This is a genomic window from Streptomyces sp. Ag109_G2-15 (assembly GCF_900215565.1).
In the GTDB taxonomy this organism is placed as follows: Bacteria; Actinomycetota; Actinomycetes; order Streptomycetales; family Streptomycetaceae; genus Streptomyces; species Streptomyces diastatochromogenes.
Map to the genome: position 1 here is coordinate 1,243,006 of NZ_OCNI01000001.1, position 25,116 is coordinate 1,268,121.

A 25,116-nucleotide genomic window follows, 5' to 3' on the forward strand; every position below is an offset into this window, starting at 1 on the left:
GTTCATTTAGTTCATGCTTAACCCGAGAGGCACACTGCTGACATGCGCTTCCCGTCCCTCCCCCGCCCCCGCAGCCTGGCCGGCCAGCTGTTCGCCATGCAGGCCGTGCTGATAGCGGTGGTCGTGGCCGGGTACGCGCTGTTCACCTACGTCAGCGACGAACGGCAGGCCGAGGACGCGGCGGCCCGCCACGCGACGGCGGTGGCCCGCTCGATCGCGGACTCCCCCTCCGTCCGCACGGCGATCCACACCCCCGATCCGACCAAGGACCTCCAGCCCTACGCGCTGCAGGTCATGCGGGACGCGAACGTCGACTTCGTGACGATCATGACCCCGTCCGGCATCCGCTGGACCCACCCCGACGAGAAGCAGATCGGCAAGCACTTCCTCGGCCGCATCGGCCCCGCCCAGCACGGCCGCACCTTCACCGAGACCTACACCGGCACCCTCGGCGCGTCCGTCCGCGCGGTCACCCCGGTGGAGGAGAACGGCAGGGTCATCGGCCTGGTCAGCGCCGGCATCAAGGTGGAGGCGATCAGCGCACGGGTCCGGGGCCAGGTCACGGCCCTGCTCGGAGTGGCCGGCGTCGCGCTGCTGCTGGGCGCGGTGGGCACGTACGTCGTCAACGCCCGCCTGCGCCGCCACACCCACGGCATGAACGCGACCGAGCTGAGCCGGATGCACGACTACCACCAGGCGGCGCTGCACGCGGTCCGCGAGGGGCTGCTCATGCTGGACGGGCAGTTCAGGGTGGCGCTGATCAACGACGGCGGCCAGGAGCTGCTCGGGGTCGGCGAGGAGGAGGACGTGATCGGCAGGTCGGTGGCGGACCTGGGCCTGCCGGCACCGCTGACCGGCGCACTGCTGTCGTCGGAGCCACGCGTGGACGAGGTGCACCTGACGGCGTCCCGGGTGCTGGTGGTGAACACGTCACCGGTGTCGGGCGGAGAGCGCCGGGGCACGGTGGTCACCCTCCGGGACGTCACCGAACTCCAGTCCCTGATGGGCGAGTTGGACTCGGAGCGCGGCTTCACCCAGGCCCTGCGCTCCCAGGCCCACGAAGCGGCGAACCGCCTCCACACGGTCGTCTCCCTGATCGAGCTGGGCCGGGCCGAGGAAGCCGTGGACTTCGCGACGGCGGAACTGGAGCTGGCCCAGGCCCTCACCGACCAGGTGGTGGCCGCCGTGAGCGAGCCGGTGCTGGCCGCACTGCTCCTGGGCAAGACGGCCCAGGCCAACGAGCGGGGCGTCGAGCTGGTGGTCTCGGCGGACAGCCGGCTCGACGACGGCGTACTCCCGCCCGAGCTGTCCGCGCGGGACCTGGTGACCGTCCTCGGCAACCTGATCGACAACGCGGTGGACGCGGCGCAGGGCAGTGTGCGAGCCCGGGTGACCGTGACGGCGTACGCCTCGGCCGCCGAACTGGTGCTGCGCGTGTCCGACACGGGACCGGGGGTCGACCCCGCCCATGCCGACCTGGTATTCCAACGGGGGTTCTCGACGAAGCCGGCGGGACCCGGCGGGCGCGGCCTCGGCCTCGCCCTGGTCCGGCAGGCGGTCACCCGGCTCGACGGGACGCTGACGGTGGCGGAGGCCGAGGAGGGCGGAGCGGTGTTCGAGGTGCGGTTGCCGTTGCGCACATCGGTGGGTGGCGGCTGATGACGGGTTCTGTTTCGCAACCCATCCGCGTCCTCGTCGTCGAGGACGACCCCGTGGCCGCCGACGCGCATGTGATGTACGTCGGCCGGGTGCCGGGGTTCGTGGCGGTGGGCAAGGCGCACACGGGCGCGGAGGCACGGCGGATCCTGGACCGCACGGCCGTGGACCTGTTGTTGCTGGACCTGCACCTGCCGGATGTGCACGGGCTGCAGTTCGCTCGGTCGCTGCGGGCCGCCGGGTATCACGCGGACGTGATAGCCGTGACGTCGGCGCGGGACCTTGCGGTGGTGCGGGAGGGTGTCTCCCTGGGGGTCGTCCAGTACGTCCTGAAGCCCTTCACTTTCGCCACGCTGCGGGACCGGCTGGTGCGGTACGCCGAGTTCCATGCGGCGGTGGGCGAGGCGAGCGGGCAGGACGAGGTGGACCGGGCCCTGGGTGCGCTTCGAGCACCTTCGCCTGCGGCGCTGCCGAAGGGCTTGAGCGGGCCGACGCTGGAGCGGGTCACGGGGGTGCTTCGGGAGGCGTCGGAGGGGCTTACGGCGGCGGGGGTCGCGGAGGCGGTGGGGATTTCGCGGATTACCGCTCGGCGGTACCTGGAGCATCTGGTGGAGGCGGGGAGGGCTGGGCGGGAGCCGGTTTATGGGCAGGTGGGGAGGCCGGAGTTGGTTTATCGGTGGGTTTCTCAGGGGCGGTGAGGGCGGCGGCTTGGGCGCGGGCGTTGGCGGCTTCAGCGGGAGCGCCGGCTCTGTTGTAGGCATCGGCGGCCTGGAGCAAGCAGGCGTAGGTGTCAGCGGAGTGGTGGGCACTCTGGTGAGCGCGTGCCAGGCCTTCGAGGGTCTGACCTGCTCGGTACCAGTCCTCGAGCTCCCGGCAGATCTCCAGGTCTTTCCCATACGCCTCGATCGCCTCCTCCACCCGGCCCGCATGTAGAAGGGCCAAGCCGAGGTTGTGCCACGAGACGCCCTCACGGTGGCGATCCCCAGTGGCCTGCTCCAGGTCACGGGAGCGGATGTGGGCGTCGATCGCCTCCCCCACCCGGCCGACGTCCCGCAGGGCGAGGCCGAGGTAGTCCCACGCTTCGGCTTCGCCTTGGAGGTTGTCGAGAGCCTGGTACACGTCGCGGGCCCGGGTGTGGGCGTCAATCGCCTCCCCCGCCCGACCGACCTCCCGCAGAGCGTAGCCAAGGAGGTCCCACGCGCTCGCCTCGCCATGGACGTCGTCGAGAGCCTGATACAGGTCGCGGGCCCGGGTGTGGGCGTCAATCGCCTCCTCTACCCGCCCGATCTCGCGGAGAGCGTAGCCAAGGTTGTTCCACGAGAAAGCCTCGCTGCGGTGGTCCCCGATGTCGTGAGCGGCCCCTTGGGCAGCATGGCTAGTGGTGAGCCAGTCGTCGAAGTACCGTCGCCAATACAGGTACAGCGTCATGGATGCGGCCAGCCGCACCGCGGCGGCCGCGTAGCGCTCCTCGCGCGCCCACAGCGCTGCCGCAACCAGCCCCGCCCGCTCCCCGTCCAGCCACGCCAGCGCCTGTCTCCGGTCCGCGAACCGCTCCGGCTCCGGCATTCCCGGCACCCACCGCAACCGGTCTTCAGCCCTCGATGCCCACCGGAGGTAGAACTCCAGCACCCGAGCCCGCGCCGCTTCCCCCTCCTCCCGCAAGCCCGCATCCCCGGCCACCACGCCCACCCCGAACGCCCGCACGAGATCATGCAATCGCCACCGCCCTCGGCCGCTCCCCCGCTCCACGAGGTTCGCGCGGGCCAGTCCCCTCAGGTCCCGTAGCGGAAGGACGTCGGCCCCGACCAGCGCGGCGGCGACCTCGTCACTCACCTCGGGCCCCGGTGCCAGAGCGAGCAGGCGCAACAGGCGGGCTTGGCCGGGCGGGAGCCGACGGTAGGAGAGGTCGAAGGCGGCGCGGATGCTGCGGTGGCCGTCATCGAGGGCGGCGAGACGGTCGTACGACGTAGTCAACTCGTCTACAAGATCCGCGACGGACATGCCGGGATCCTCGGCCAACAACGCGGCGGCGATCTGCAGAGCCAGCGGGAGGTGCCCACAGAGTCCGGCGAGCCGTCCAGCCGCCTCGGCCTCCTCGCCGATACGGCTGTCATCCGGGTCGGCGATTCTCAGTGCACGGTCGAGAAGGTCGTACGCTGCCGGAGGCCCGAGCTGATCCAACGGCAGGAGCCGGGCGTCCAATTGGGGCAGCCGATCCCGGGAGGTGACGAGGATCCTGTGCCTGTTGCCGCCCGGCAGCAGGGGCCATATCTGATCCGGTGACGACGCATTGTCAGCGAGGACGAGCAGGGCATCCCGACCCGCCAGCAGCGACCGATAGAGCCCCGCTCGCTCGTCCGCGACCGCCGGAATGTGCTGGGGCTCGACGCCGAGGGCCCGCAGCAACAACTGAAGTGCCTGATCAGCCGTCACCGGTACGTCGTCGTATCCGTGCAGATCGACAAAGATCACGCCGCCTGGATACCAACCCGCCTCCCGGGCCGCGTACGCCGACTCCACCGCCAGCGTGGTCTTGCCGATACCGCCCAGCCCGGACACTGCGGTGACAAGTACAGCCTGTGCTCCGCTGGAGCAGGCCGGGTTCAGGACATCGAGCAGCCGACCCAACTCCCCGTCGCGACCCGTGAACCCAGCCGCCCTAGGAGGCAACGCATCCAACGCCGTAGGCGCCGGAGCCTCCTGCCGGTACTCCGCCTTCCCGATGACCGTCCCTTTGAACTCCCCGTCCTGGAAGTGAATGTGATCGCTCACCCCGCCCGGCCTCCGCTCCCGAACGGCAGGGCGTACTGAACGATGTACACCCCCAGCCCGAGCACCGAGACCGCCTCCGGAACGGAGAGAATCACCAACCCGGTCGAGGCGTCAGCCCCAACCCAGTACACGACCAGCGCACTCAACGGCACCACGCAGAAGGCCAGCAGGTCGATCACGCACTGCGCGACCTTCCGCGAGACCCGCCGCGCATCCCCCCGATGGGCGGCCTCCCACTTGAAGACCTCGCCCCCCTCCACCTGAACCATCTCCGCGAGCCGAGGCCCCAACTCCCCCCGCACATAGGCCCCAATGGCGGAGATCTTCTGGTCATTGACGAGATACGTCCACCCGAGCACCACACACACCGGCGGCAGCGCCAGCAACATCGCGGCCTGCTTGGCCTGCGCGGCGGCGGCGATCACGGCTGCCACGACAGTGAGGGTGACGTACAGCAGATTGTCCCGGAACCCGATCCGCGTCTTCTGCTCGTCCTTGATCGTCTGGTACTCGGTGAGCAGCAACTGCCCTACCGTAACGTCCCGTTCCGCCACTCGTGCCCCTTCCCCCGGCAGTACCTTAAGAGTGTGCCGCAGACGAAGCCGACTGTTCTGATCCTGACCGCACTCGCGCTGGAGTACACGGCGGTGCGGGCGTACATCGAGGACCGCGAGGAACGCGTCCACCCGAAAGGAACCCGCGTCGAGATCGGCAGGCTGCCCGACAGCCCCTGGCAGGTCGCGGTCAGCGAGTTGGGCGTGGGCGCCGAGCGTGCCGCGGCGCTCGCGACGCAGCTCATCGAGTGGCTGCATCCACAGGCCGTGTTCTTCGTGGGGGTGGCCGGCAGTCTGAAGGACGTCATCGAGATCGGTGATGTCGTGGTCGGCACCCAGGTGTACGAGATCCACAGCGGCAAGCAGACCGACGAAGGCTTCAAGGTTCGCCCCAAGGCCCTGCCCAGCTCCCACGCGCTGGAGCAGGCGGCCCGTTCGGCGGCCCGGGACCTGGAGGGCGTGGAGGTGCACTTCGCGCCGATCGCGACCGGTGACGTGGTGCTGGCCGACGCCGAGTCCGACATCGCACGGCACATCGAGTCGCACTACAACGACGCCGGCGCGATCGAGATGGAGGGCTCCGGAGCGGCCAACGCCGCCCACTTCAACGGACAGTTGGACGCCCTCGTCGTCCGAGGCATCAGCGACCGCGCGGACGCGAACAAGCGCAAGGCCGACGCCGGCGGCTCGCAGAAGCGGGCGGCGGCGCAGGCGGCTTCGGTGACGGTGGCGGTGCTGCGCAAGCATCTGCCTCGCGACGGGGGTTCCGGCGACTCCGAGGAGGGTCCCCAAGTCGGTTCCGGGGGCGACCGCATCGATTTCCGGGGCGGGACCTTCTACGGCCCCGTCATCGGGAAGCAGGTCGGAGGCCGGTAAGGGCACGATCCACGGCCCGGTCCCCCGCGCGACCGCCACCCTGCCGCCCCGCCCGCTGGGCTTCACCGGCCGGTCGGCGGAGCTGGACCGCCTGCTCCCGCACCTCGCCCCCGACGAGTCCCATACGACCGCACTTCCGCTCCTCATCTTCGCCGTCACAGGCATGGGAGGCATCGGCAAGACCGCGCTGGTGGTGGAGGCGGCGCATCGGGCGCGTGCGGAGGGCTGGTTTCCGGGCGGGACTCTGTTCGTGGACCTGCGCGGGTACGACGACGACCCGGTCACAGCTGATCAGGCGGTTCTGGCGCTGCTCGACGCGCTCGGGGTACGGGGGCAGGAGCTGCCGCCGACGGCGGAGCGCCAGTACGACGCGTACCGGGCGCTCCTCGCCGAACGGCGGGATCGGATGCTGCTGATCCTGGACAACGCGTCGGATCCGTCCCAGTACCTGCCGCTGCTCCCCGGCACGGACCATCACCGGGTGCTCATCACGTCCCGGGACCGTCCTGACGCTCTTCCGGTACGACTCATCGACCTCGAGACGCTTGATCCGGACGACTCAGTCGCCCTGGTGACGCGCGCCTTGCGCGACACCGACGAGCGCGACGAGCGCGCTGTGGGCGAACCCGACGCACTACGCGAACTCGTCGATCGTTGTGGCCACTTGCCCTTGGCGCTCCAGATCGCGGTGGGGATGCTGCGTCGGCGCCGACATCGAGGCATCGCCTCTCTGGTGGCCGATATCCGGGACGCCGGAGACCCGACCGCCGTTCTCGACCATGGCAGTCCGGGCACGGATCTGTACGGGCGCTCACTCGTCTTGCGTCCTGTGCTGGAGACGTCGTATCGCCGACTGTCGTCCGACCAAGCCCGGCTGCTGCGTCTCCTCTGTCTTGCTCCGGGTGCGGGGACCAGCACGGAAGCGATCGCCGCTCTGGCTGACCTCGACATGGAGGCCGTGCTCTGCCTGTTGGAGGAGTTGGCCGCCACGCATCTGGTCATGCCGGCGCGGGACGTCGATGGGACGGCTCCTGCTATGCGGTGGCGGTTGCATGACCTGGTGCGGGCGTTCGGGGCGGGTGTGGTGGCGGGGAATACGAGGTTGAGGGAGGAGGGGGAGGCGGCGCGGGAGCGGGTGCTCGGGTTCTACGCCCGGTGGGCGGATGCCGCTGATGACCGATTGCGGTGGCTGCCTGGCATGGCGGAGCCAGAGCGGTTCGGGGACCGGGGTCAGGCGTTGGCATGGTTGGACGGTGAGCGGGCGGGTCTGGTAGCCGCGGCGGGGTGGGCGCGGGAAGAACGGTTCGCGGGCGCGGCAGTGCGGCTGGCAGAGTGTCTGGGGGAGTACCTGTACTGGCGGCGGTATTTCGACGACTGGATCGCCGTCGCGGAGGCGGCGCGGGAGGCCGCTCACCGAGCCAGGCACCGGTTGGGCGAGGCCATGGCGTGGGACCACCTTGGCAACGCTCTCGGAGAGATGGGCCGGACAGAGAAAGCGATCGACGCCCACACCCGGGCCCGTGACTTGTATCAGGCTGCGGAAGACCCCCACCTTGAAGCAGGCGCGTGGCACAACCTCGGCATTGCCCTACGGGAGGCGGGCCGGGTGGAGGAGGCGATCAACGCCCACATCCGCGCCCGCGACCTACACCAGGCCACCGGAGACCGCCACGGCGAGGGCAAGGCGTGGAACAGCCTCGGCAGCGCCCTGCGGAGGGCGGGCCGGACTCGGGAAGCGATCGACGCCCACATCCGCGCCCGCGACCTGCACCAAGCCACCGGAGACCGCCATGGCGAGGGCGGAGTGTGGAACAACCTTGGTCTCGCTCTGCAGACGGCGGGCCGGACGGAGGAGGCGGTCGAGGCATACGGCACGTCCCTGAAGATCCGCCGAGCGTTCGAGGACTGGTACGGCGAGGGTCTGACGTTCAGCAACCTGGCCCTTGCCCACAAGGCCGCTAACCGCCCCGCCGAAGCCCGCTCCGCCTACCTCCAGGCCGCCGACGCCTACACCCGCGCCAATGCCCCGGACCGAGCCGACCAAGCCCGCTCCCGCGCCGCCGAACTACCGGAATAACCCCAACCTCACCCCACCCCCACATACCCCCGAGCCCCCCGCCAAGGCACCACCGCCCACATCCGCATCCCACCCCCAGGCTCCCGCGCCTCCCCGAACCCCCACTCCCCCTGACACGCCCGCACCACGCACCCGAGCACCCGCAGCGCGGCCCGCCTCCGCGTGTCGCAGGCCGCCGCCAGCCGGGGATGGTCGTGCCGGGCGTGTCCGTCGTAGACGTTCACCCGCAGGCCCCCGTCCCGGTACCGCAGGGACACGTACACCTCACTCTCGGGTGTGAACCGACACGCGCAGGCGGCCAGTTCGGAAACCACCTGCACCACCGCGTCCGTCATCTCGGCCAGGCCATGGATCTGGAGAACGACGCGGGCAGCCGCACGGGCAACACGGGGGCTGGCCGGCCCGGCGGGGAGCGTGAAGCTGTAGGCGAGCGTGTCGGGGGACGGCGGCGTTGTCTGCCATTCGTCGGCGGAGCGGGGACAGGCCGAGACAGTGACCGGTGCGGACACGGACGACTCCTTCGCGTGTACGGGTGTGCGTGATTCCGAATGCATGCGCGGAGTACGTGTACTACTCTTCGTCGAAGTCCTCGGTGGACCGATCAGTCACACCAGCGGCAGACTGTCCCCGTCACACGGCCGAACAGGAGGGCGGATGCCACCGAGGAGCGCTCCCACAGAGCGTCAGCGACGGCTCGGTGCCGAGTTGCGCAAGTTGCGTGTCGCGGCCGGGATGACCACGGAGCAAGCGGCCGCGCTGCTGAGCGTCCCGCGCACGAACGTGCCCAACATGGAGTCGGGTCGCTCCGGCATCAGCGCCGAGCGCGTACGGACCCTCGCGGGCAACTACGGCTGCGCGGACCAGGCCCTCGTCGAGGCCCTCGCCGCCATGGCTGCCGGGCGCGAGAAGGGCTGGTGGGAGGCATACCGGGGACAACTCCGGGACGCTTTCCTGGACATCGCCGAGATGGAGTGGCACGCCATACGCCTGCACATCGCCGTCACCGTGCACCTGCCGGGACTGCTGCAGACCGAGGACCACGCCCGCGCCGTCTTCGAAGCAGTGATCCCACGCCTTTCCTCGGACGACGTCGACATCCGGGTCGCCCACCGGATCGACCGGCAGCAGGTACTCGACCGGCCGAGCCCGCCGTCGCTCGACGTGATCCTCCACGAGGCCGCCCTCCGCATGGAGTTCGGCGGTCCTGCGGTCGCAAGGCGCCAACTTGAGCATCTGGTACGCATGTCCGAGCGCGAGACCGTGACCCTGCGGGTCATTCCGTTCAAGGCGGGCGGCTTCCCGGGAGCCGGGCAGTCCGTGGTCCACGCAGAGGCAGCCGTCCCCCGCCTCGACACCGTGGAACTCGACAGCACGCACGGCCCGGAGTTCATCGATTCGGAAGCCCAACTCGGCAAGTACCGAGCCCAACTGGACGCCGCGCAGGCCGTATCACTCGCGCCGCATGCCTCGCGTGACTTCATCCACGCCCTGGCCAACGACCTCTAGGAGCGCCGCCATGACCGACATCAGCTGGGAAGAACCCTTCTGCGGAGAGGGCGCCAACTGCTTCCGCATAGGCACCGACCCCCAAGGCAACGCCTACATCGCCATAGCCGGCCAGGAGGACCACCCCCTCACCGACTCCCGCGAAGCCCTCCGCGCCCTCATCCGTGACATCAAGTCCGGCAAGGCCGACCACCTCCTGTAGCCCGCCACCGAAGCCCAATCACCGCAGACTCATTGACCTGACTAGACCACTCCTCTTACGTTCACACGGCAGCCATCTCCACGCCAAGCCACAACGATGTGTGCCCGCAGGAGGTCATGCCCGTGCGCCCCACCGCCGCCACCCCCACCGCCGCCACCCTCATCGCACTCACCCTCGCCGCAACCGCCCTCACCGCCTGCGGCAACGGATCCGGCAGCAGCCCCAACACCCTGAAGGTCTCCTTCAAGCAGTCGACGGACAACTCCATCAAGGTGATGGACACCTACCTCGCCGACATGAAGAAGGAGTTCGAGAAGAAGTACCCGGGCAAGAAGGTCGAACTCGTCCCCATCAAGGCCCCGGACTCGGAGTACTACACCAAGCTCCAGCAGATGCTCCGCTCCCCCAGGACCGCCCCGGACCTGGTCTACGAGGACACCTTCCTCATCAACTCGGACATCACCAGTGGGTACTTGAAGCCCCTCGACCCGTACCTCGCCAAGTGGCCGGACTGGCAGCAGTTCATCGACACCGCCAAGAACGCGGCTAAGGGTGAGGACGGGAAGACGTACGGCGTTCCCGACGGCACGGACACCCGGGGCCTGTGGTTCGACAAGCGGGTCTTCCGTCAGGCCGGGCTCCCCACCACCTGGCAGCCGAAGACCTGGGACGACATCCTCTCCGCCGCCCGGATCATCAAGAAGAAAGTCCCCGGCGTCACCCCCCCTCAACGTCTACACCGGCAAGCCGGCGGGTGAGCGGGCCACCATGCAGGGGTTCGAAATGCTCCTGTACGGCACCGGCGACGGGACGTCGGACCCGCTGTACGACAGCGGCGGCAAGAAGTGGATCGCCGGGAGCCAGGGGTTCAAGGACTCGCTGAAGTTCGTCGAGACCGTGTACAAGGAGAAGCTCGGCCCCGACGTCTCCGACGCCCTCGACCCCAACTTCGCCACCACCGTCAACGGCGAACTTCTCCCCCAGGGCAAGCTCGGCATCGACCTCGACGGCTCCTGGCTCCCGCAGGCCTGGCTGCCGGGCAGCGGGCACGAGTGGAACGACTGGTCCCAGCAGCTCGGGCTCGCCCACATGCCCACCCAGCACGGCCAGGCCCCCGGCAAGGTGAGCATGTCCGGCGGCTGGACCTGGTCCGTCCCGGCGAAGGCAGCCCACCCGGACCTCGCCTTCGACTTCATCAAGACCATGCAGACGAAGGACAACGCCCGGAAGTGGTACATCGCCAACTCCGGAATAGCCGTGCGCAAGGACGTCGCCGCCGACCCCGCGTACGCCACCGCCCAACCCGGCATCAAGTTCTTCACCGACCTGGTCGCGAGCACGCACTACCGGCCCGCCTATCCCGCGTACCCGAAGGTGTCGACCGCCGTCCAGGAGGCGATGGAGAGCGTGACGACCGGCGACCAGTCCGCGGAGAAGGCGGCGAGTGCGTACGACTCGACGCTCAAGGACGTCACCGGCGGCCAAGTGGTCCAGAGGTGAGCGTCCGGCGCCGGTTCACCCGGGCACTCCCCCTCACCCCCGCCGTGGTCCTCATCCTGCTCTTCCTCGCCGGGCCCATCGCCTACTGCGTCTACATCGCCTTCACCGACCTCCAGCTGACCGGTCAGGCCCACTCCTCCTTCGTCGGCCTCGACAACTTCCGCAAGGCCTTCCACGACGACGCGTTCCTCAACGCCGTATGGCTGACCCTTGTGTTCACCGTGCTGTCCTCGCTCGTCGGGCAGAACACGCTGGGGCTGGCCCTCGCAGCGCTGATGAAACGTGCCTCCAAGCCCGTACGAACTCTCACGGGCGGGGTCGTGATCACGGCCTGGGTGCTGCCTGAGGTCGTCGCGGGGTTCCTGCTCTACGCCTTCTTCCGGCGTGAGGGGACGCTGAACGCCATCCTTCAGCATCTCCATCTGCCCACGCAGAACTGGCTGTTCACCCTCCCCATCCTCGCCGTCTCCTTCGCCAACGTCTGGCGCGGAACGGCGTTCTCGATGCTCGTCTACTCCGCCGCGCTGGATGAGATACCGAGCGAGATCACCGAGGCCGCGGAAGTGGACGGCGCCGGCGGATGGCGGCGGATGTGGCACATCACCCTGCCGATGATCCGGCGTTCCATCGGCACCAACCTCATGCTCAACACCCTGCAGACGCTCTCCGTCTTCGGGCTGATCTGGGTGATGACCAGGGGCGGGCCGGGCGACAAGAGCCAGACCCTGCCGCTGTTCATGTACGAACAGGCCTTCCAGAACAGCATGATCGGGTACGGCACCGCCGTCGCCCTGCTCCTGCTGCTCGTGGGCTCCCTGTTCTCCGTCGCGTATCTGCGTCTGCTGCGCACGGAGGTGTAGGACCGGCCATGCCCCGCAAACGCGCCTCTCGTCGCCTCGCCGCCGACGTCTCGCTCCTCGCCGTGGCCCTCGCCTTCGCGCTGCCCCTCGCCTGGGTGCTGCTGTCCTCCGTGGACCCGCGGGCGGACCTGAAAGTGAAAGTGCCCGACGGGCTCACGCTCGGCAACTTCGACGCCGTCCTCACCCCGGACATCACCTACACACCGCTGCTCAACAGCCTGATCCTGTGCGGCGGTGCCACCGCGCTGACCGTCGTCTGCGCGGCCCTCGCCGCCTATCCCCTCTCCCGGTTCCGGTCCCGGCTCAACCGGCCCTTCCTCCTGACGATCCTGTTCGCGACGGGTCTGCCGATCACCGCGATCATGGTGCCGGTGTACGCGTTGTTCGTGCGGGTGAACCTGATCGACACGGTCCAGGGGACGATCTTCTTCTTCGCCGCCTCCCAGCTTCCCTTCGCCATCTGGCTCATGAAGAACTTCATGGACGGGGTGCCGAAGGAGCTGGAGGAGGCGGCCTGGACGGACGGGGCCTCCTCCCTCCAGTCCCTGGTCCGGATCGTGCTGCCGCTCATGGGGCCGGGGCTCGCCGTCGTCACCGTCTTCTCGTTCGTGATGATGTGGGGGAACTTCTTCGTCCCCTTCATGCTCCTGCTCAGCCCGGACCAGATGCCGGCCTCGGTCAGCATCAACGACTTCTTCGGCAACCGGGGCATGGTGGCGTACGGGCAGCTCGCCGCCTTCTCCGTGATCTACTCGACGCCGGTGATCTTGTTGTACGTGCTCGTGGCGCGACGGCTGGGGGGTGGGTTCGCACTCGGTGGCGCGGTCAAGGGATAGCGGGAACGGGTGATCCGTCCGTTACCTACCGAACGGCCGGAACATACCGAACGGCCGGAACCGTACGTTCCTACAATTAGTGATCCTGTCGGAACGGCCCGTAGTCAACTCATGGGTAGCTCCCTACCTTGTGCTGAGTGCGCCAGCCCTCAGCCCAAAACCCCTCGACCCCCCCGTTCAACGCCCCGGCCGCCCGCAGGCTCCGTGCCGCCCTCGGCATGGGGCCCGAGCACGTCGCCTACGGGATGCGTGCGTCGTACGGGATGCCCTATGTCACCCCCGACCTCGTGGCCGCGTGGGAGCGCGGCACCGCCGCGCCCAGCAACCCCGAACTCACCGCTCTCGCGGGCGTGCTGTGGTGTTCGCCGGGCGAACTGATCGGCCGGCCGCGGACCCTGCGCGAGCACCGCGTCTCGCGCGGGATCGCACCGGAGGATGTCGCCCGTGCCGTCGGCATGGACCTGTCCGGGTACCTGCACATGGAGGACAGCGGGACATGGCGCGGCAACGAGCGCCAGTCGGCCGTGCTCGCGGACGTGCTGCAGCTGTCCCTGCCCGACTTCGTGACCGTCACGGACCGCGAGACCAAGCTCGCCGAGTTGCTGCACAGCGCGGTGACCACCCGCTGGCAGGCCTATGTGCGCCCGGTGGCGAAGGTTGCGCCCCTGGACCGGGGGGTTCTGGAGGACGTGCTGCAGGAGCTGCACGAGGACTACCAGGGGCACATGGCCGCCACCCTCAGCTGGGGCGGCGGCACCAAGGAGGCCAGTGTGTCCGGCCGGGACTTCCTCGATCAGATCGTCGAGAACTTCTGGACCGCGGTCGAGAGCCGGAATGGTTAGAAGCCGGAACGGTTAGAAGACCGACTCCGCCTCGTCCATGCGGTCCTTCGGGACCGTCTTCAGCTCGGTGACCGCCTCCGCGAGCGGCACCATCATGACGTCGGAGCCGCGCAGCGCGGTCATCTTGCCGAAGTCGCCGCGGTGTGCGGCCTCTACGGCGTGCCAGCCGAAGCGGGTGGCGAGGACACGGTCGTACGCGGTCGGGACGCCGCCGCGCTGGACGTGGCCGAGGATGACCGGCTTGGCCTCCTTGCCGAGGCGCCGCTCCAGCTCGTAGGCGAGCGCGGTGCCGATGCCCAGGAAGCGCTCGTGGCCGTACTGGTCGATCTCGCCCTTGGCGTAGTCCATGGTGCCCTCGGCGGGGTGGGCGCCCTCGGCGACGCAGACGACCGCGAACTTCTTGCCGCGGGCGAAGCGCTCCTCGACCATCTTGACCAGGTCGGCGGGGTCGAAGGGGCGCTCGGGCAGGCAGATGCCGTGGGCGCCGGCGGCCATGCCGGACTCCAGGGCGATCCAGCCGGCGTGCCGGCCCATCACCTCGACGACCATCACGCGCTGGTGGGACTCGGCCGTGGTCTTCAGGCGGTCCATCGCCTCGGTGGCGACGCCGACCGCGGTGTCGAAGCCGAAGGTGCGGTCCGTGGAGGAGATGTCGTTGTCGATGGTCTTGGGGACGCCGACGACCGGCAGGCCCGCGTCGGAGAGCATGCGGGCCGCGGTCAGCGTGCCCTCGCCGCCGATCGGGATCAGCGCGTCGATGCCGAACTCCTCGACCATGTCGGCGGCGCCTTCACATGCCTCGCGCAGCCGGTCGCGCTCCAGGCGGGAGGAGCCGAGGATGGTGCCGCCGCGGGCCAGGATGCCGCTGACCGCGTCCAGGTCGAGGGAGCGGTAGTGGCGGTCGAGCAGACCCCGGTAGCCGTCCTCGAAGCCGATGACCTCGTCGCCGTACTGCGCCACCGCTCGGTGCACGACCGACCGGATCACGGCGTTCAGGCCGGGGCAGTCGCCGCCTGCGGTGAGAACTCCGATGCGCATCGTGCTGTGTCTCCTGCTCGCTGTCGGTGCCGGTGAGCCAGTGCCGATTGTTTCACGTCCGCCGGAGCGGTGAAGTCCTGACGGGCGCCTTATCCGGCACCGGGGGTATTGTCAAGAGGGTTCTGCTCACCTTGGTGGGCGATTTTTATGCCGTAGACGAGACATCGCAGACGACATCGCAGACGAGTCATCTCTGCCGAGACACAGGGAACGGAGTGCACACGTGACGCGCAGCGTGTACGTGACCGGGATCGACCGCGGCGACGGCCGGCAGGTCGTCGAACTGGGGGTCATGGAGCTGCTGACCCGGCAGGTCGACCGGGTGGGTGTGTTCCGTCCGCTCGTGCACGACCGGCCCGACCGGATGTTCGAACTGCTGCGGTCGCGCTACCGCCTCTCCCAGGACCCGGCGACCGTCTACGGCATGGACTACCTGGAGGCGTCCGCGCTCCAGGCGGAACAGGGCACGGACGAACTGGTCTCCGCGCTGGTCGACCGTTTCCATCTGGTGGCCCGGGACTACGACGTCGTCCTCGTCCTCGGCACCGACTTCGCCGGCACCCAGCTGCCGGACGAGCTGTCCCTGAACGCCCGCCTCGCCAACGAGTTCGGCGCGTCCGTGATCCCGGTGGTCGGCGGCCGTAAGCAGACGGCCGAGTCCGTGCTCGCCGAGACGCGCAACGCCTACCGCGCGTACGACGGGCTGGGCTGCGACGTCCTCGCCGTGGTCACCAACCGGGTGGCCCGCGAGGACCGCGACGAGATCGCCGTACGGCTCGCGGACCGCTTGCCGGTGCCCTGCTACGTGGTGCCCGACGAGCCCGCGCTGTCCGCGCCGACCGTCGCGCAGATCGCCCAGACCCTCGACGCCAAGGTGCTGCTCGGGGACGACTCCGGGCTCGCCCGGGACGCGCTGGGCTTCGTCTTCGGCGGTGCGATGCTGCCGAACTTCCTCAGCGCCCTGACCCCGGGCTGCCTGGTCGTGACCCCGGGCGACCGGGCCGATCTGGTCGTCGGCTCGTTGGCCGCGCACAGTGCCGGCACCCCGCCGATAGCCGGCGTGGTGCTCACCCTGAACGAGGTGCCGAGCGAGGAGATCCTCACGCTGGCCGCCCGGCTCGCCCCGGGCACCCCGGTGATCTCGGTCTCCGGCACCAGCTTCCCCACCGCCGAGCAGCTCTTCTCCCTGGAGGGGAAGATGACCGCGGCCACCCCGCGCAAGGCGGAGACCGCGCTCGGCCTGTTCGAGCGGTACGCCGATACCGCCGAGCTGGCCCGCCGGGTCTCGGCGCCGAGCAGCGACCGGGTCACCCCGATGATGTTCGAGCACAAGCTGCTGGAGCAGGCCCGCTCGGACAAGCGGCGGGTCGTGCTGCCGGAGGGCACCGAGGAGCGGGTGCTGCGCGCGGCCGAGGTGCTGCTGCGCCGGGGCGTGTGCGACCTGACCCTGCTCGGTCCGGTCGACCAGATCCGCAAGAAGGCCGCCGACCTGGGCATCGACCTCGGCGACACCCAGCTGATCGACCCGGCCACCAGCGAGCTGCGGGACGCCTTCGCCGAGCAGTACGCGGCGCTGCGCGCCCACAAGGGCGTGACGGTGGAGCTGGCCTACGACGTCGTCTCCGACGTCAACTACTTCGGCACCCTGATGGTCCAGGAGGGCCTGGCCGACGGCATGGTGTCGGGCTCGGTGCACTCCACGGCGGCCACCATCCGGCCCGCGTTCGAGATCATCAAGACCAAGCCGGACTCTTCGATCGTGTCGTCCGTCTTCTTCATGTGCCTGGCCGACAAGGTGCTGGTCTACGGCGACTGCGCGGTCAACCCGGACCCGAACGCCCAGCAGCTGGCGGACATCGCCATCCAGTCGGCGGCCACGGCGGCGCAGTTCGGCGTGGAGCCGCGGATCGCGATGCTGTCGTACTCGACCGGTACGTCGGGTTCGGGCGCCGACGTCGACAAGGTGCGCGAGGCGACCGAGCTGGCGCGCTCGCGGCGGTCCGACCTGAAGATCGAGGGGCCGATCCAGTACGACGCGGCCGTGGAACCGTCCATCGCCGCGACCAAGCTGCCGGACTCCGATGTCGCCGGGCAGGCCAGCGTGCTGATCTTCCCCGACCTCAACACCGGCAACAACACGTACAAGGCCGTGCAGCGGTCGGCCGGCGCGATCGCCGTCGGACCGGTCCTGCAGGGGCTGCGCAAGCCGGTCAACGACCTGTCCCGGGGCGCACTCGTCCAGGACATCGTCTCCACCGTCGCCATCACGGCGATCCAGGCCCAGAACCCGAGCGAGAAGGCGTCCCAGCAGTGACCTCCCCCACCCGTGTCCTCGTCCTCAACTCCGGCTCCTCGTCGGTGAAGTACCAGCTGCTGGACATGCGGGACAGCAGCCGGCTGGCGGTGGGTCTGGTCGAGCGGATCGGCGAGCAGACCTCCCGGCTCAAGCACACCTGCCTCACCACGGGCGACACCCGCGAGCACACCGATCCGATCGCCGGCCACGACGCGGCCCTCAAGGCGGTCGCCGAGGAGCTGGCCCGGGACGGCCTGGGCCTGGAGTCGCCGGAACTGGCCGCGATCGGGCACCGGGTGGTGCACGGCGGCATGTTCTTCACCGAGCCCACCGTCATCGACGACGAGGTGCTCGCCGAGATCGAGCGACTGATCCCCGTCGCGCCGCTGCACAACCCGGCCAACCTCACCGGCATCCGCACCGCGCAGGCGCTGCGCCCCGATCTGCCGCAGGTCGCCGTCTTCGACACGGCGTTCCACACGACCATGCCGGAGTCCGCGGCCCGCTACGCGATCGACCCGAAGATCGCGGACCGGCACCGCATCCGCCGCTACGGCTTCCACGGCACCTCGCACGCGTACGTCTCCCGGGAGACCGCGCGGCTGCTGGGCAAGGACCCGGCGGACGTGAACGTGATCGTGCTGCACCTCGGCAACGGCGCCTCGGCGTCGGCGGTCGAGGGGGGCCGGTGCGTGGACACCTCCATGGGGCTGACGCCGTTGGAGGGCCTGGTGATGGGGACGCGGTCCGGCGACCTGGATCCCGCCGTCATCTTCCATTTGGCGCGTGTTGGCGGAATGTCCATGGATGAGATCGACACTCTTCTCAACAAGAGCAGCGGTCTGTTCGGCCTGTGCGGGGACAATGACATGCGGGAGATCCGCCGCCGGATCGACGAGGGCGACGAAGCGGCCGCGCTCGCCTTCGACATTTACATTCACCGGATCAAGAAGTACATCGGCGCCTATTACGCGGTGCTCGGCCGAGTGGACGCGGTCGCGTTCACGGCCGGCGTCGGCGAGAACGCGGCGCCGGTGCGGGAGGCGGCGATCGCGGGCCTGGAGGGCCTGGGCCTGGCGGTCGACGGCGAGCTGAACGCCGTACGCGGCGACGAGCCGCGGCTGATCTCGCCGGAGTCCGCGCGGGTCGCGGTCGCCGTGGTGCCGACCGACGAGGAACTGGAGATCGCCACACAGACGTACACGCTGGTCGGAAAGAGCAGTTGAGCAAAAGGCAGTACAGCTGAGCAGTGGAGCTGAGTAATACACGGCAGTAACACGCCTGAGCGCATGTCCGCCCATTTGTATCTTCCGCCAGACGGAATATTCCGCAGCGAAACAAACCGATAGGATCGCCCCCATGCGCCGTTCGAAAATCGTCTGTACTCTCGGCCCCGCGGTCGACTCCCACGAGATGCTCGTCTCGATGATCGAGGCCGGCATGAATGTGGCCCGCTTCAACTTCAGCCACGGCACCCACGCCGAGCACCAGACGCGGTACGACCGCGTCCGTGCGGCCTCGAAGGAGACCGGCCGGGCCATCGGTGTCCTCGCCGACCTGCAGGGCCCGAAGATCCGCCTGGAGACCTTCGCCGAGGGTCCGGTCGAGCTGGAGCGGGGTGACGAGTTCGTCATCACGACCGAGGACGTGCCGGGCGACAAGCACATCTGCGGCACGACGTACAAGGGGCTGCCGGGCGACGTGTCGCGCGGCGACCAGGTCCTCATCAACGACGGCAACGTCGAGCTGAAGGTCCTGGACGTCGAGGGTCCGCGGGTGAAGACGATCGTCATCGAGGGCGGTGTCGTCTCCGACCACAAGGGCATCAACCTGCCCGGCGCGGCGGTCAACGTCCCGGCGCTGTCCGAGAAGGACATCGAGGACCTGCGCTTCGCCCTCCGCATGGGCTGCGACATGGTCGCCCTCTCCTTCGTCCGGGACGCCAAGGACGTGCAGGACGTCCACCGCGTGATGGACGAGGAGGGCCGCCGGGTCCCGGTGATCGCCAAGGTCGAGAAGCCGCAGGCGGTCGAGAACATGGAGGAAGTCGTCGCGGCGTTCGACGCCGTCATGGTGGCCCGTGGTGACCTCGCCGTCGAGTACCCGCTGGAGAAGGTCCCCATGGTGCAGAAGCGCCTGGTGGAGATGTGCCGGCGCAACGCCAAGCCGGTGATCGTGGCGACCCAGATGATGGAGTCGATGATCACCAACTCCCGGCCGACCCGCGCCGAGGCCTCCGACGTGGCCAACGCGATCCTGGACGGTGCCGACGCGGTCATGCTCTCGGCGGAGTCCTCGGTGGGCGCCTACCCGGTCGAGACCGTCAAGACCATGTCGAAGATCGTCACCGCGGCCGAGCAGGAGCTGCTCTCCAAGGGCCTGCAGCCGCTGGTCCCCGGCAAGAAGCCGCGCACCCAGGGCGGTTCGGTCGCCCGGGCGGCCTGCGAGATCGCCGACTTCCTCGGCGGCCGCGGCCTGATCGCCTTCACCCAGTCCGGCGACACCGCCCGGCGTCTGTCCCGCTATCGCGCGTCCCAGCCGATCCTCGCCTTCACCACCGACGAGGACACCCGCAACCAGCTGACGCTCAGCTGGGGCGTGGAGCCGAACGTCGTGCCGTTCGTCAACAGCACCGACGAGATGGTCGACATGGTCGACCAGGAGCTGGCCAAGCTGGGCCGCTTCAACCCCGGCGACACGGTCATCATCACCGCCGGCTCGCCCCCCGGCGTCCCCGGCACCACCAACATGGTCCGGGTCCACCACGTGGGCGGCGAGACCAAGTAACGCTCCCCGCAAGGGCCTTGTACGACAGTGAGGGCGCCCCCTGTGACAGGGGGCGCCCTCAGATCGTCGGCGTAAAGGGCCACCAAAGGCCGTGGCCCGGCCCTCCGCAAGTGGAGGGCCGGGCCACGGCGTGCGGCTCCCGAACGGGCTTGAACGGCTGCTCAGTCGGTCGTGTACACGTGCATGCCGGGCACGTGGAGGTCACCACCGAACTGGGCCGCCTGGACCACCTTCACGTTGGTGAAGTAGATCAGCGGGATGTTCAGCGGCGGCGGGCTGTCGGGGCTGAACGTCACCGGGATCAGGCCGAACAGGTTGCCCGAGATGCTCTGGGTGTACATCACGGTGTCGCCGTTGCGGATGGTGGACGTCGAGCCCTTGGCGGCCTGCACGTGGTAGGTCTTGCCGGACTGCTTGTCGTTCACCGTCTGGTGCAGGTCACCGATGTCCGTGCCGCCGGAGATGACGTACTTCAGCACCTTCTTCTTGGTGCCGTCGGCCGTCTTCACCTCGACGATGCCCTGGTAGTCGGCGCCCTTCAGCAGCAGCGAGCTGGCGTTCAGGTACCAGGGGTCGTCCGCCACCGGCACCTTGTTGTCGACGCCGCTCTCGTCGTCGGTGGCCACCGGGCAGTCGTCCGCGGAGGTCGAGGAGCTGGCGGAGGGGCTGGGCGTGGCCGACTCGGCCGCGTCCTTGACCGCCTTGGTGGCGTCCTCGGCCGTCTTGGAGACGGTGCCGGTGGTGTCCTTGACCGTGTCCTCGACCGTCTTGGCGGCCTTGGTCGCGGTGTCCTTGACGGTGTCGGAGGCGCTGCCCTTGCCCGAGGAGCCGGACGAACCGGACGTGCCGGACGAGGACGACGTGGCCGGCGACGACGACTCGGACGCGGACGGCGTGGGGCTCGCGGACGTACCGGAGTCCTTCTTGCCGCCGGTCAGGACGTCACCGATGTCACCGATCGTGTCGCCGATGGTGTCCAGGATGGTGCCACCGCTGCTCTGGGACGCCGACGGGGTCGGCGTGGCCGTGCTGCCGCCACCGGAGCCCGAGGAGCCGGAGTCCGAACCCGAGTCGGAGGAGCCGGAGGTCGCCGTCGGCTTGGGCGTGGCCTGGTCGCCGGAACCTGAATCCGACGAAGGGGTCTTGCCCGTGTCCTTGCCGTCCTGGGTGCCGGCGGACGCCGTGGGGGTCGGCGTGGCCGTGGCGGTGGACACGCTCGCGGACGGCGACGGCGAGGCCGAGGCGTTCTTGGAGTCGTCCAGCGCCGTGACGCAGTCCTTGTAGTCCGCGGCCTTCTGGCTGTTGGACGTCGACGGCGTGCTGCCGTTGTCGGCGAGGGCGAGGGTCGACGTGAAACCCATGCCCACGATGACCGCCGTGGGCATCGCCACGGAGGCAATCGCCTTGCCGCCCGGCATGTGGAACCTGGTGAACAGCGGCTTCTTGGGTGCCGCGTGGCGTGGCCCGGTTCTGGTACGGGACCCGTCCACGTCGGTCCCGTGGGCCACCTCGTCAGCCGGCACTGTGCCTCCCGTTCGCCTCGTTGGCCGGGCTCGTCCCTGACAGGTCGTACGACTCGCTCACCCCGTCCGCGGCCTGACGCGGCAGCGGTGCGGCTTCGGGGGCGGCACCCTCACCCGGGCCGGGCCCGGCCGGCGGCTCCGACTGCGGCTCCGCGCCCGGCACCCACGCCACGGCCATCGCTCCGCCGACGAGGGCGAGCAGGAAGCCCACGATAAAGCCGCCGAAGTTCGACACGGGGAGTGACACCAGCGCCAGCAGGATCGCGGCGACTCCCGCGAACGTCCGTACGTGCTTCTGGAACCAGAGGCTGACGCCCAGCACCATGAGCAGCACGCCGATGATCAGGGAGCCGGCCCCCGCCGTGGTCGCCATCGCCAGCGTCAGATGACCGAGCTGGAGGTGGAAGTACGGGAAGTACATGATCGGAAGGCCGCTGAGCAGGACGTACAGCCCGGCCCAGAACGGACGGGCGCCCCGCCATGCGCGGAACTGCAGCCTCCGGTGGGTGAACTGGCCGGGGTCGGCGGCAGGAGTCTCGGCGCTCATGGAAAACAGCTCCCTGGTGCGGCGTTGCTGTGGTGGTGATGTGTGCCGCGCGTGAAGACGCGGCCGGAGTGCGGGTCGGGCGGGGGTGCCGTCGGCGCCCCCGCCCGATCACCGAGTGCCTAGTAGCACTCGATTCCCTTGCCGTCGCCCTTGTGCAGCGACATGTGCAGACCGCTGAGCTTGAACGTGCCGGCGGTGGTGGCCCACGCCGTCTGCTGCACGTTGGTCAGGTCCGCCGAGTCCGCCTGCTGGGCGAAGCCGAACGGGTTGGCCTGCTCGCCGTTGCCCTTCATGCCCGGACCCTTGCTGGCGTCCTTGGCGGCCACACCGATGTCGATGCCGTGGAAGACGGCGTCGGCCTTCAGGTCGTCGACGTCGATGTAGAGGTTGTGGGCCTGGACCTTGTCGTGACCCGCACCGCCGGCCTCCAGACGGAGGGTGATCGACCCGAGGAACGGCACGTCCGGGGTGACCACGGACTGGCACATGTTGGTGATCGTGGCGTCGTTGAACGACGAGACGGCGACCGCGTGGGCCGTCTTCTTCCCGTCGAGCGTGTAGCCGCTGTCGACCGCCCCGTACTGGGCGAAGCCCTCACCGTGGAGGCTGTCGGCCGTCACCTTGAACTGCTGACCCGAAACGCTGAACGAAGCAGCGAGAGCGCCCTGCGCGAGGGCGACACCTATCGCGGCCGTTGCGGCGACGCTGGGCACCATGACCACAGCGAACCGCTTCCATCTGGTCCCGCCACGCACCTGGGACTCCATATTTCCTCCTTCTCGGACGTACATCTCCTGGCCCGGACTCGCCCCAGTCGGCGGCTCAGCCAGGCAGGGATGGGAGAAGTGCTACGTCCTCGGGAAGGAGAGCGCCCGTACTCGGAGGCGCGAACCGCGCCCGAATCACCGGCGATCACCCCCGAGCGACAACCACTGGTCGCGCCTGACACGCATCACGCACAACCTCTGGACAGGCTTCGCCGGTCCGGCGAAGACCCCCCTGCCCTAGAGCCGGCGCCACTGCCGCCGGCTCTGCTCGGTGGGGACCCAGAGTCTCCCGTGACCCGACCGGCTGTCGGGGTACGGGAATGGACCGAGCGTCGCCGATCGTGGTGCATTCTCGCGCCCGGCACAAGGGGGTTCGTTACTCGCTAGTAACGGCCGGATAACCGAACAACGACCCGCCGGTCTCGGAGGGCAACACTCGGTCGCATCCAGGGGCAGAGCAAAGCCGTTGATCCATGGACGAAACCAGACAGATCAACGGCCCTGATTTACTGCGAGTAACAGCGGCTGCGATTACCAAGATTTGGTAAAGCGCAGCCGCCCTGACGCCACGTCGGCAAATCTTTCACCCCGGCATCACAAGCCGTGGCGTTTAGTAACTGGTCAGAACAGGGCGCGGGCCAGGGCGCGGCGCGCCCCGACCACCCGCGGGTCCTCGGGGCCCACGACCTCGAACAGCTCCAGCAGCCGGCGCCGCACCGCGTCCCGGTCGTCACCCACCGTGCGCTGCACGGTCTCGATGAGCCGCCCGAAGGCGTCCTCGACATGACCGCCCACCAGGTCGAGGTCGGCGGCCGCGATCTGCGCGTCCACGTCACCCGGCTTCTCGGCGGCCTCCTTGCGCACCTGCTGCGGGTCCATACCCTGCACCCGCCGGAGCAACTCGGCCTGCGCGAGGCCCAGTTTGGCCTCCGTGTTGGCCGGGTCGTCGCTCAGTACGTTCTTGTAGGCCTGGACGGCCCCGCCGAAGTCGCCCGCGTCCAGCGCCTGTACGGCCGCTTCGAGCAGGGCGTCGTACGGCCCGGCCGGCACCTCGCGCTCGGCGGCGGCGCCCGGCTGCGCGTCCGGGTCGACGACCAGACCGGTCAGGCCGAAGCGCTGCTCGGCGACCTGTACCAGCTGGTCCAGGGTCTCCCGGATCTGCTGCTCGCCGGCGGCCCCCTGGAAGAGCGGCAGCGCCTGCCCGGCGACGACCGCGAACACGGCGGGGATCCCCTGGACCCCGAACTGCTGCATCAACATCTGGTTGGCGTCGACGTCGATCTTGGCGAGCAGGAAGCGCCCGTTGTACTCGACGGCCAGTCGCTCCAGGACCGGGCTCAGCTGCTTGCAGGGCTGACACCACTCGGCCCAGAAGTCGATGACGACGGGGACTTCGGCGGAGCGCTGCAGGACATCGCGCTCAAAACCGGCTTCGTCGACATCGATGACGAGATCGGCCGGAGAGACGGCCCCCGCCCCGCCCTGCCGGGCGGCTTCGGCGCGCGCCTGCTCCGCCTTGGTCTTGGCCTCCTGGGCCGCCTTTACCGCGGCGAGGTCGACGACGCCGCTCGTGGACATGTTCCGTGGCTGCATGCGTCTATCCTCCCCCGTTCCCGCGCATGAATGAAAAAGCGATGTGGTGGGCGTCGGGGTCCCCACCCCACGCCGGTGATCGTCGCCCGTGTACGTCCCTCACGAGCTTTCGCTACGAGTCGTAGCGTAATGGCATGCGGGGCCCCCGCGACACCACGCCTCGGTGATCTCCCTCACGACCTCACAGAAACGGCCGGTTATGGTCGTGGGATGCAGAGCCGCACCCCCGCCAGCCGTACCGGACGCCCGCGCAGCGCCGCCGCTGACGCCGCGATCCTGGCGGCCACCCGTGCGGCACTGGTGGAGCTCGGCTGGTCCAAGCTCACGCTGGGAGACGTGGCGACACGGGCCGGGGTTGCGAAGACGACGCTGTACCGCCGCTGGGCCGGCAAGCACGAACTGGTGGTCGACGCGGTCGCCGAGCTCTTCGACGAACTGGAGATGCCCGACCGCGGCAGCCTGGCCGCCGACATCGAGGGCGTGGTCCTGCAGTTCGCGGCCATCCTGGACCGCCCGGAGGCCCGCAGCGGCCTGATGGCGGTGGTCGCGGAGTCGACCCGCGACGACGCCCTGCGCGAACGCATCCGCGCCTCCATCGTGGACCGCCAGATGCGCCTGGTCCTGGAGGGCCGCGCCCGCGCCCAGTGCCGCGGCGAACTCCCCCCGGAACCCGACGCCGCGGAATCCGCCCGCACGGGTGACCTGATCTTCGACATGGTCGCGGGTGCGGTGGTCCACCGCACCCTGGTGAGCGGCAAACCGGCGGACGAGGAATGGGTGCGGAGCTTCACCCGGGTACTACTGACGGGCCTCGCGTCTCAGCAGTAGGCCGAAACACCACGCCCACCTCTCGACCCACCGAGTCGGGATGGGGGTCCCCCCGC

General features: G+C 69.4%; 21 protein-coding genes and 1 pseudogene. 14 read left to right on the forward strand and 8 right to left on the reverse strand.

The window, feature by feature from the left end:
* Positions 1–42: 42 nt before the first annotated feature.
* The gene (locus CRP49_RS05185) at positions 43–1,659 is read left to right on the forward strand and encodes a sensor histidine kinase (RefSeq protein ID WP_097252350.1); all 1,617 of its coding nucleotides are present in this window, start codon (positions 43–45) and stop codon (positions 1,657–1,659) included.
* Complete coding sequence (locus CRP49_RS05190; RefSeq protein ID WP_097252351.1) at positions 1,659–2,354, forward strand: response regulator; 696 nt, start codon at positions 1,659–1,661, stop codon at positions 2,352–2,354. Before CRP49_RS05185 ends, CRP49_RS05190 begins: the two co-directional genes overlap by 1 nt.
* Here the strand turns inward: CRP49_RS05190 and CRP49_RS05195 are convergent.
* A complete protein-coding gene (locus CRP49_RS05195) occupies positions 2,236–4,428 on the reverse strand; it encodes a tetratricopeptide repeat protein (protein WP_143669963.1) in 2,193 nt (730 codons plus the stop codon). The two genes, CRP49_RS05190 and CRP49_RS05195, sit on opposite strands and share 119 nt — an antisense overlap.
* Positions 4,425–4,982 carry a hypothetical protein gene (locus tag CRP49_RS05200; protein ID WP_097252352.1) on the reverse strand — a complete coding sequence of 186 codons (558 nt, stop codon included), beginning with the start codon at positions 4,980–4,982 and terminating at the stop codon, positions 4,425–4,427. The genes CRP49_RS05195 and CRP49_RS05200 overlap by 4 nt, the downstream gene beginning before the upstream one ends.
* A gap of 33 nt (positions 4,983–5,015) precedes the next feature.
* On the opposite strand from CRP49_RS05200, the gene CRP49_RS05205 reads away from it, so the two are divergent.
* The gene (locus CRP49_RS05205) at positions 5,016–5,858 is read left to right on the forward strand and encodes a 5'-methylthioadenosine/S-adenosylhomocysteine nucleosidase (protein ID WP_179851507.1); all 843 of its coding nucleotides are present in this window, start codon (positions 5,016–5,018) and stop codon (positions 5,856–5,858) included.
* Positions 5,859–6,021: 163 nt separating this feature from the next.
* Positions 6,022–7,935 carry a tetratricopeptide repeat protein gene (locus CRP49_RS05210; protein ID WP_179851508.1) on the forward strand — a complete coding sequence of 638 codons (1,914 nt, stop codon included), beginning with the start codon at positions 6,022–6,024 and terminating at the stop codon, positions 7,933–7,935.
* A gap of 8 nt (positions 7,936–7,943) precedes the next feature.
* Here CRP49_RS05210 and CRP49_RS05215 read toward each other — a convergent pair whose 3' ends face one another.
* Complete coding sequence (locus CRP49_RS05215; RefSeq protein ID WP_097252354.1) at positions 7,944–8,444, reverse strand: ATP-binding protein; 501 nt, start codon at positions 8,442–8,444, stop codon at positions 7,944–7,946.
* Positions 8,445–8,667: 223 nt separating this feature from the next.
* On the opposite strand from CRP49_RS05215, the gene CRP49_RS05220 reads away from it, so the two are divergent.
* The 6 genes and pseudogenes from CRP49_RS05220 to CRP49_RS05245 all read left to right on the forward strand — a co-directional run bounded on the left by CRP49_RS05220 (position 8,668) and on the right by CRP49_RS05245 (position 13,681).
* Entirely contained in the window at positions 8,668–9,441 is a 774-nt protein-coding gene (locus tag CRP49_RS05220) for a DUF5753 domain-containing protein (RefSeq protein WP_306459707.1), read from the forward strand.
* Between the two features lie 10 nt (positions 9,442–9,451).
* On the forward strand, positions 9,452–9,643 hold the full coding sequence (locus tag CRP49_RS05225; RefSeq protein ID WP_097252356.1) for a hypothetical protein: 192 nt from the start codon (positions 9,452–9,454) through the stop codon (positions 9,641–9,643).
* 116 nt (positions 9,644–9,759) lie between these two features.
* A pseudogene (locus CRP49_RS05230) lies at positions 9,760–11,143 on the forward strand (extracellular solute-binding protein).
* Positions 11,140–12,003: a carbohydrate ABC transporter permease gene (locus tag CRP49_RS05235; RefSeq protein WP_097252357.1), complete on the forward strand. Its 864-nt coding sequence runs from the start codon at positions 11,140–11,142 to the stop codon at positions 12,001–12,003. The pseudogene CRP49_RS05230 and the gene CRP49_RS05235 overlap by 4 nt, the downstream one beginning before the upstream one ends.
* An 8-nt stretch (positions 12,004–12,011) precedes the next feature.
* Entirely contained in the window at positions 12,012–12,839 is an 828-nt protein-coding gene (locus tag CRP49_RS05240) for a carbohydrate ABC transporter permease (protein WP_097252358.1), read from the forward strand.
* Between the two features lie 137 nt (positions 12,840–12,976).
* Positions 12,977–13,681, forward strand: coding sequence for a helix-turn-helix transcriptional regulator (locus CRP49_RS05245; RefSeq protein WP_097252359.1), 705 nt, complete (start codon positions 12,977–12,979; stop codon positions 13,679–13,681).
* 12 nt (positions 13,682–13,693) lie between these two features.
* On the opposite strand, the gene CRP49_RS05250 is transcribed toward CRP49_RS05245, so the two are convergent.
* Complete coding sequence (locus CRP49_RS05250; RefSeq protein WP_097252360.1) at positions 13,694–14,719, reverse strand: ATP-dependent 6-phosphofructokinase; 1,026 nt, start codon at positions 14,717–14,719, stop codon at positions 13,694–13,696.
* A gap of 223 nt (positions 14,720–14,942) precedes the next feature.
* Between CRP49_RS05250 and pta the strand changes: the two genes are divergently transcribed.
* The 3 genes from pta (at position 14,943) to pyk (ending at position 19,802) form a co-directional block, all read left to right on the forward strand.
* Complete coding sequence (pta, locus tag CRP49_RS05255) at positions 14,943–17,033, forward strand: phosphate acetyltransferase (protein WP_097252361.1); 2,091 nt, start codon at positions 14,943–14,945, stop codon at positions 17,031–17,033.
* Positions 17,030–18,241 (forward strand): acetate kinase, encoded by a 1,212-nt coding sequence (locus tag CRP49_RS05260; RefSeq protein WP_097252362.1) that lies wholly within the window; start codon positions 17,030–17,032, stop codon positions 18,239–18,241. The genes pta and CRP49_RS05260 overlap by 4 nt, the downstream gene beginning before the upstream one ends.
* Before the next feature lie 133 nt (positions 18,242–18,374).
* Positions 18,375–19,802 (forward strand): pyruvate kinase, encoded by a 1,428-nt coding sequence (gene pyk / locus CRP49_RS05265; protein ID WP_097252363.1) that lies wholly within the window; start codon positions 18,375–18,377, stop codon positions 19,800–19,802.
* 161 nt (positions 19,803–19,963) lie between these two features.
* On the opposite strand, the gene CRP49_RS05270 is transcribed toward pyk, so the two are convergent.
* The 4 genes from CRP49_RS05270 to CRP49_RS05285 all read right to left on the reverse strand — a co-directional run bounded on the left by CRP49_RS05270 (position 19,964) and on the right by CRP49_RS05285 (position 24,232).
* Positions 19,964–21,325, reverse strand: coding sequence for a hypothetical protein (locus tag CRP49_RS05270; protein ID WP_179851509.1), 1,362 nt, complete (start codon positions 21,323–21,325; stop codon positions 19,964–19,966).
* Positions 21,315–21,872 carry a DUF6114 domain-containing protein gene (locus CRP49_RS05275; RefSeq protein WP_097252364.1) on the reverse strand — a complete coding sequence of 186 codons (558 nt, stop codon included), beginning with the start codon at positions 21,870–21,872 and terminating at the stop codon, positions 21,315–21,317. The genes CRP49_RS05270 and CRP49_RS05275 overlap by 11 nt, the downstream gene beginning before the upstream one ends.
* Before the next feature lie 119 nt (positions 21,873–21,991).
* Positions 21,992–22,639 (reverse strand): DUF6230 family protein, encoded by a 648-nt coding sequence (locus tag CRP49_RS05280; RefSeq protein ID WP_097252365.1) that lies wholly within the window; start codon positions 22,637–22,639, stop codon positions 21,992–21,994.
* 621 nt (positions 22,640–23,260) lie between these two features.
* Entirely contained in the window at positions 23,261–24,232 is a 972-nt protein-coding gene (locus tag CRP49_RS05285; protein ID WP_097252366.1) for a tetratricopeptide repeat protein, read from the reverse strand.
* Between the two features lie 210 nt (positions 24,233–24,442).
* Between CRP49_RS05285 and CRP49_RS05290 the strand changes: the two genes are divergently transcribed.
* Positions 24,443–25,060, forward strand: coding sequence for a TetR/AcrR family transcriptional regulator (locus CRP49_RS05290; protein WP_097252367.1), 618 nt, complete (start codon positions 24,443–24,445; stop codon positions 25,058–25,060).
* The last annotated feature ends 56 nt before the right edge of the window (positions 25,061–25,116 follow it).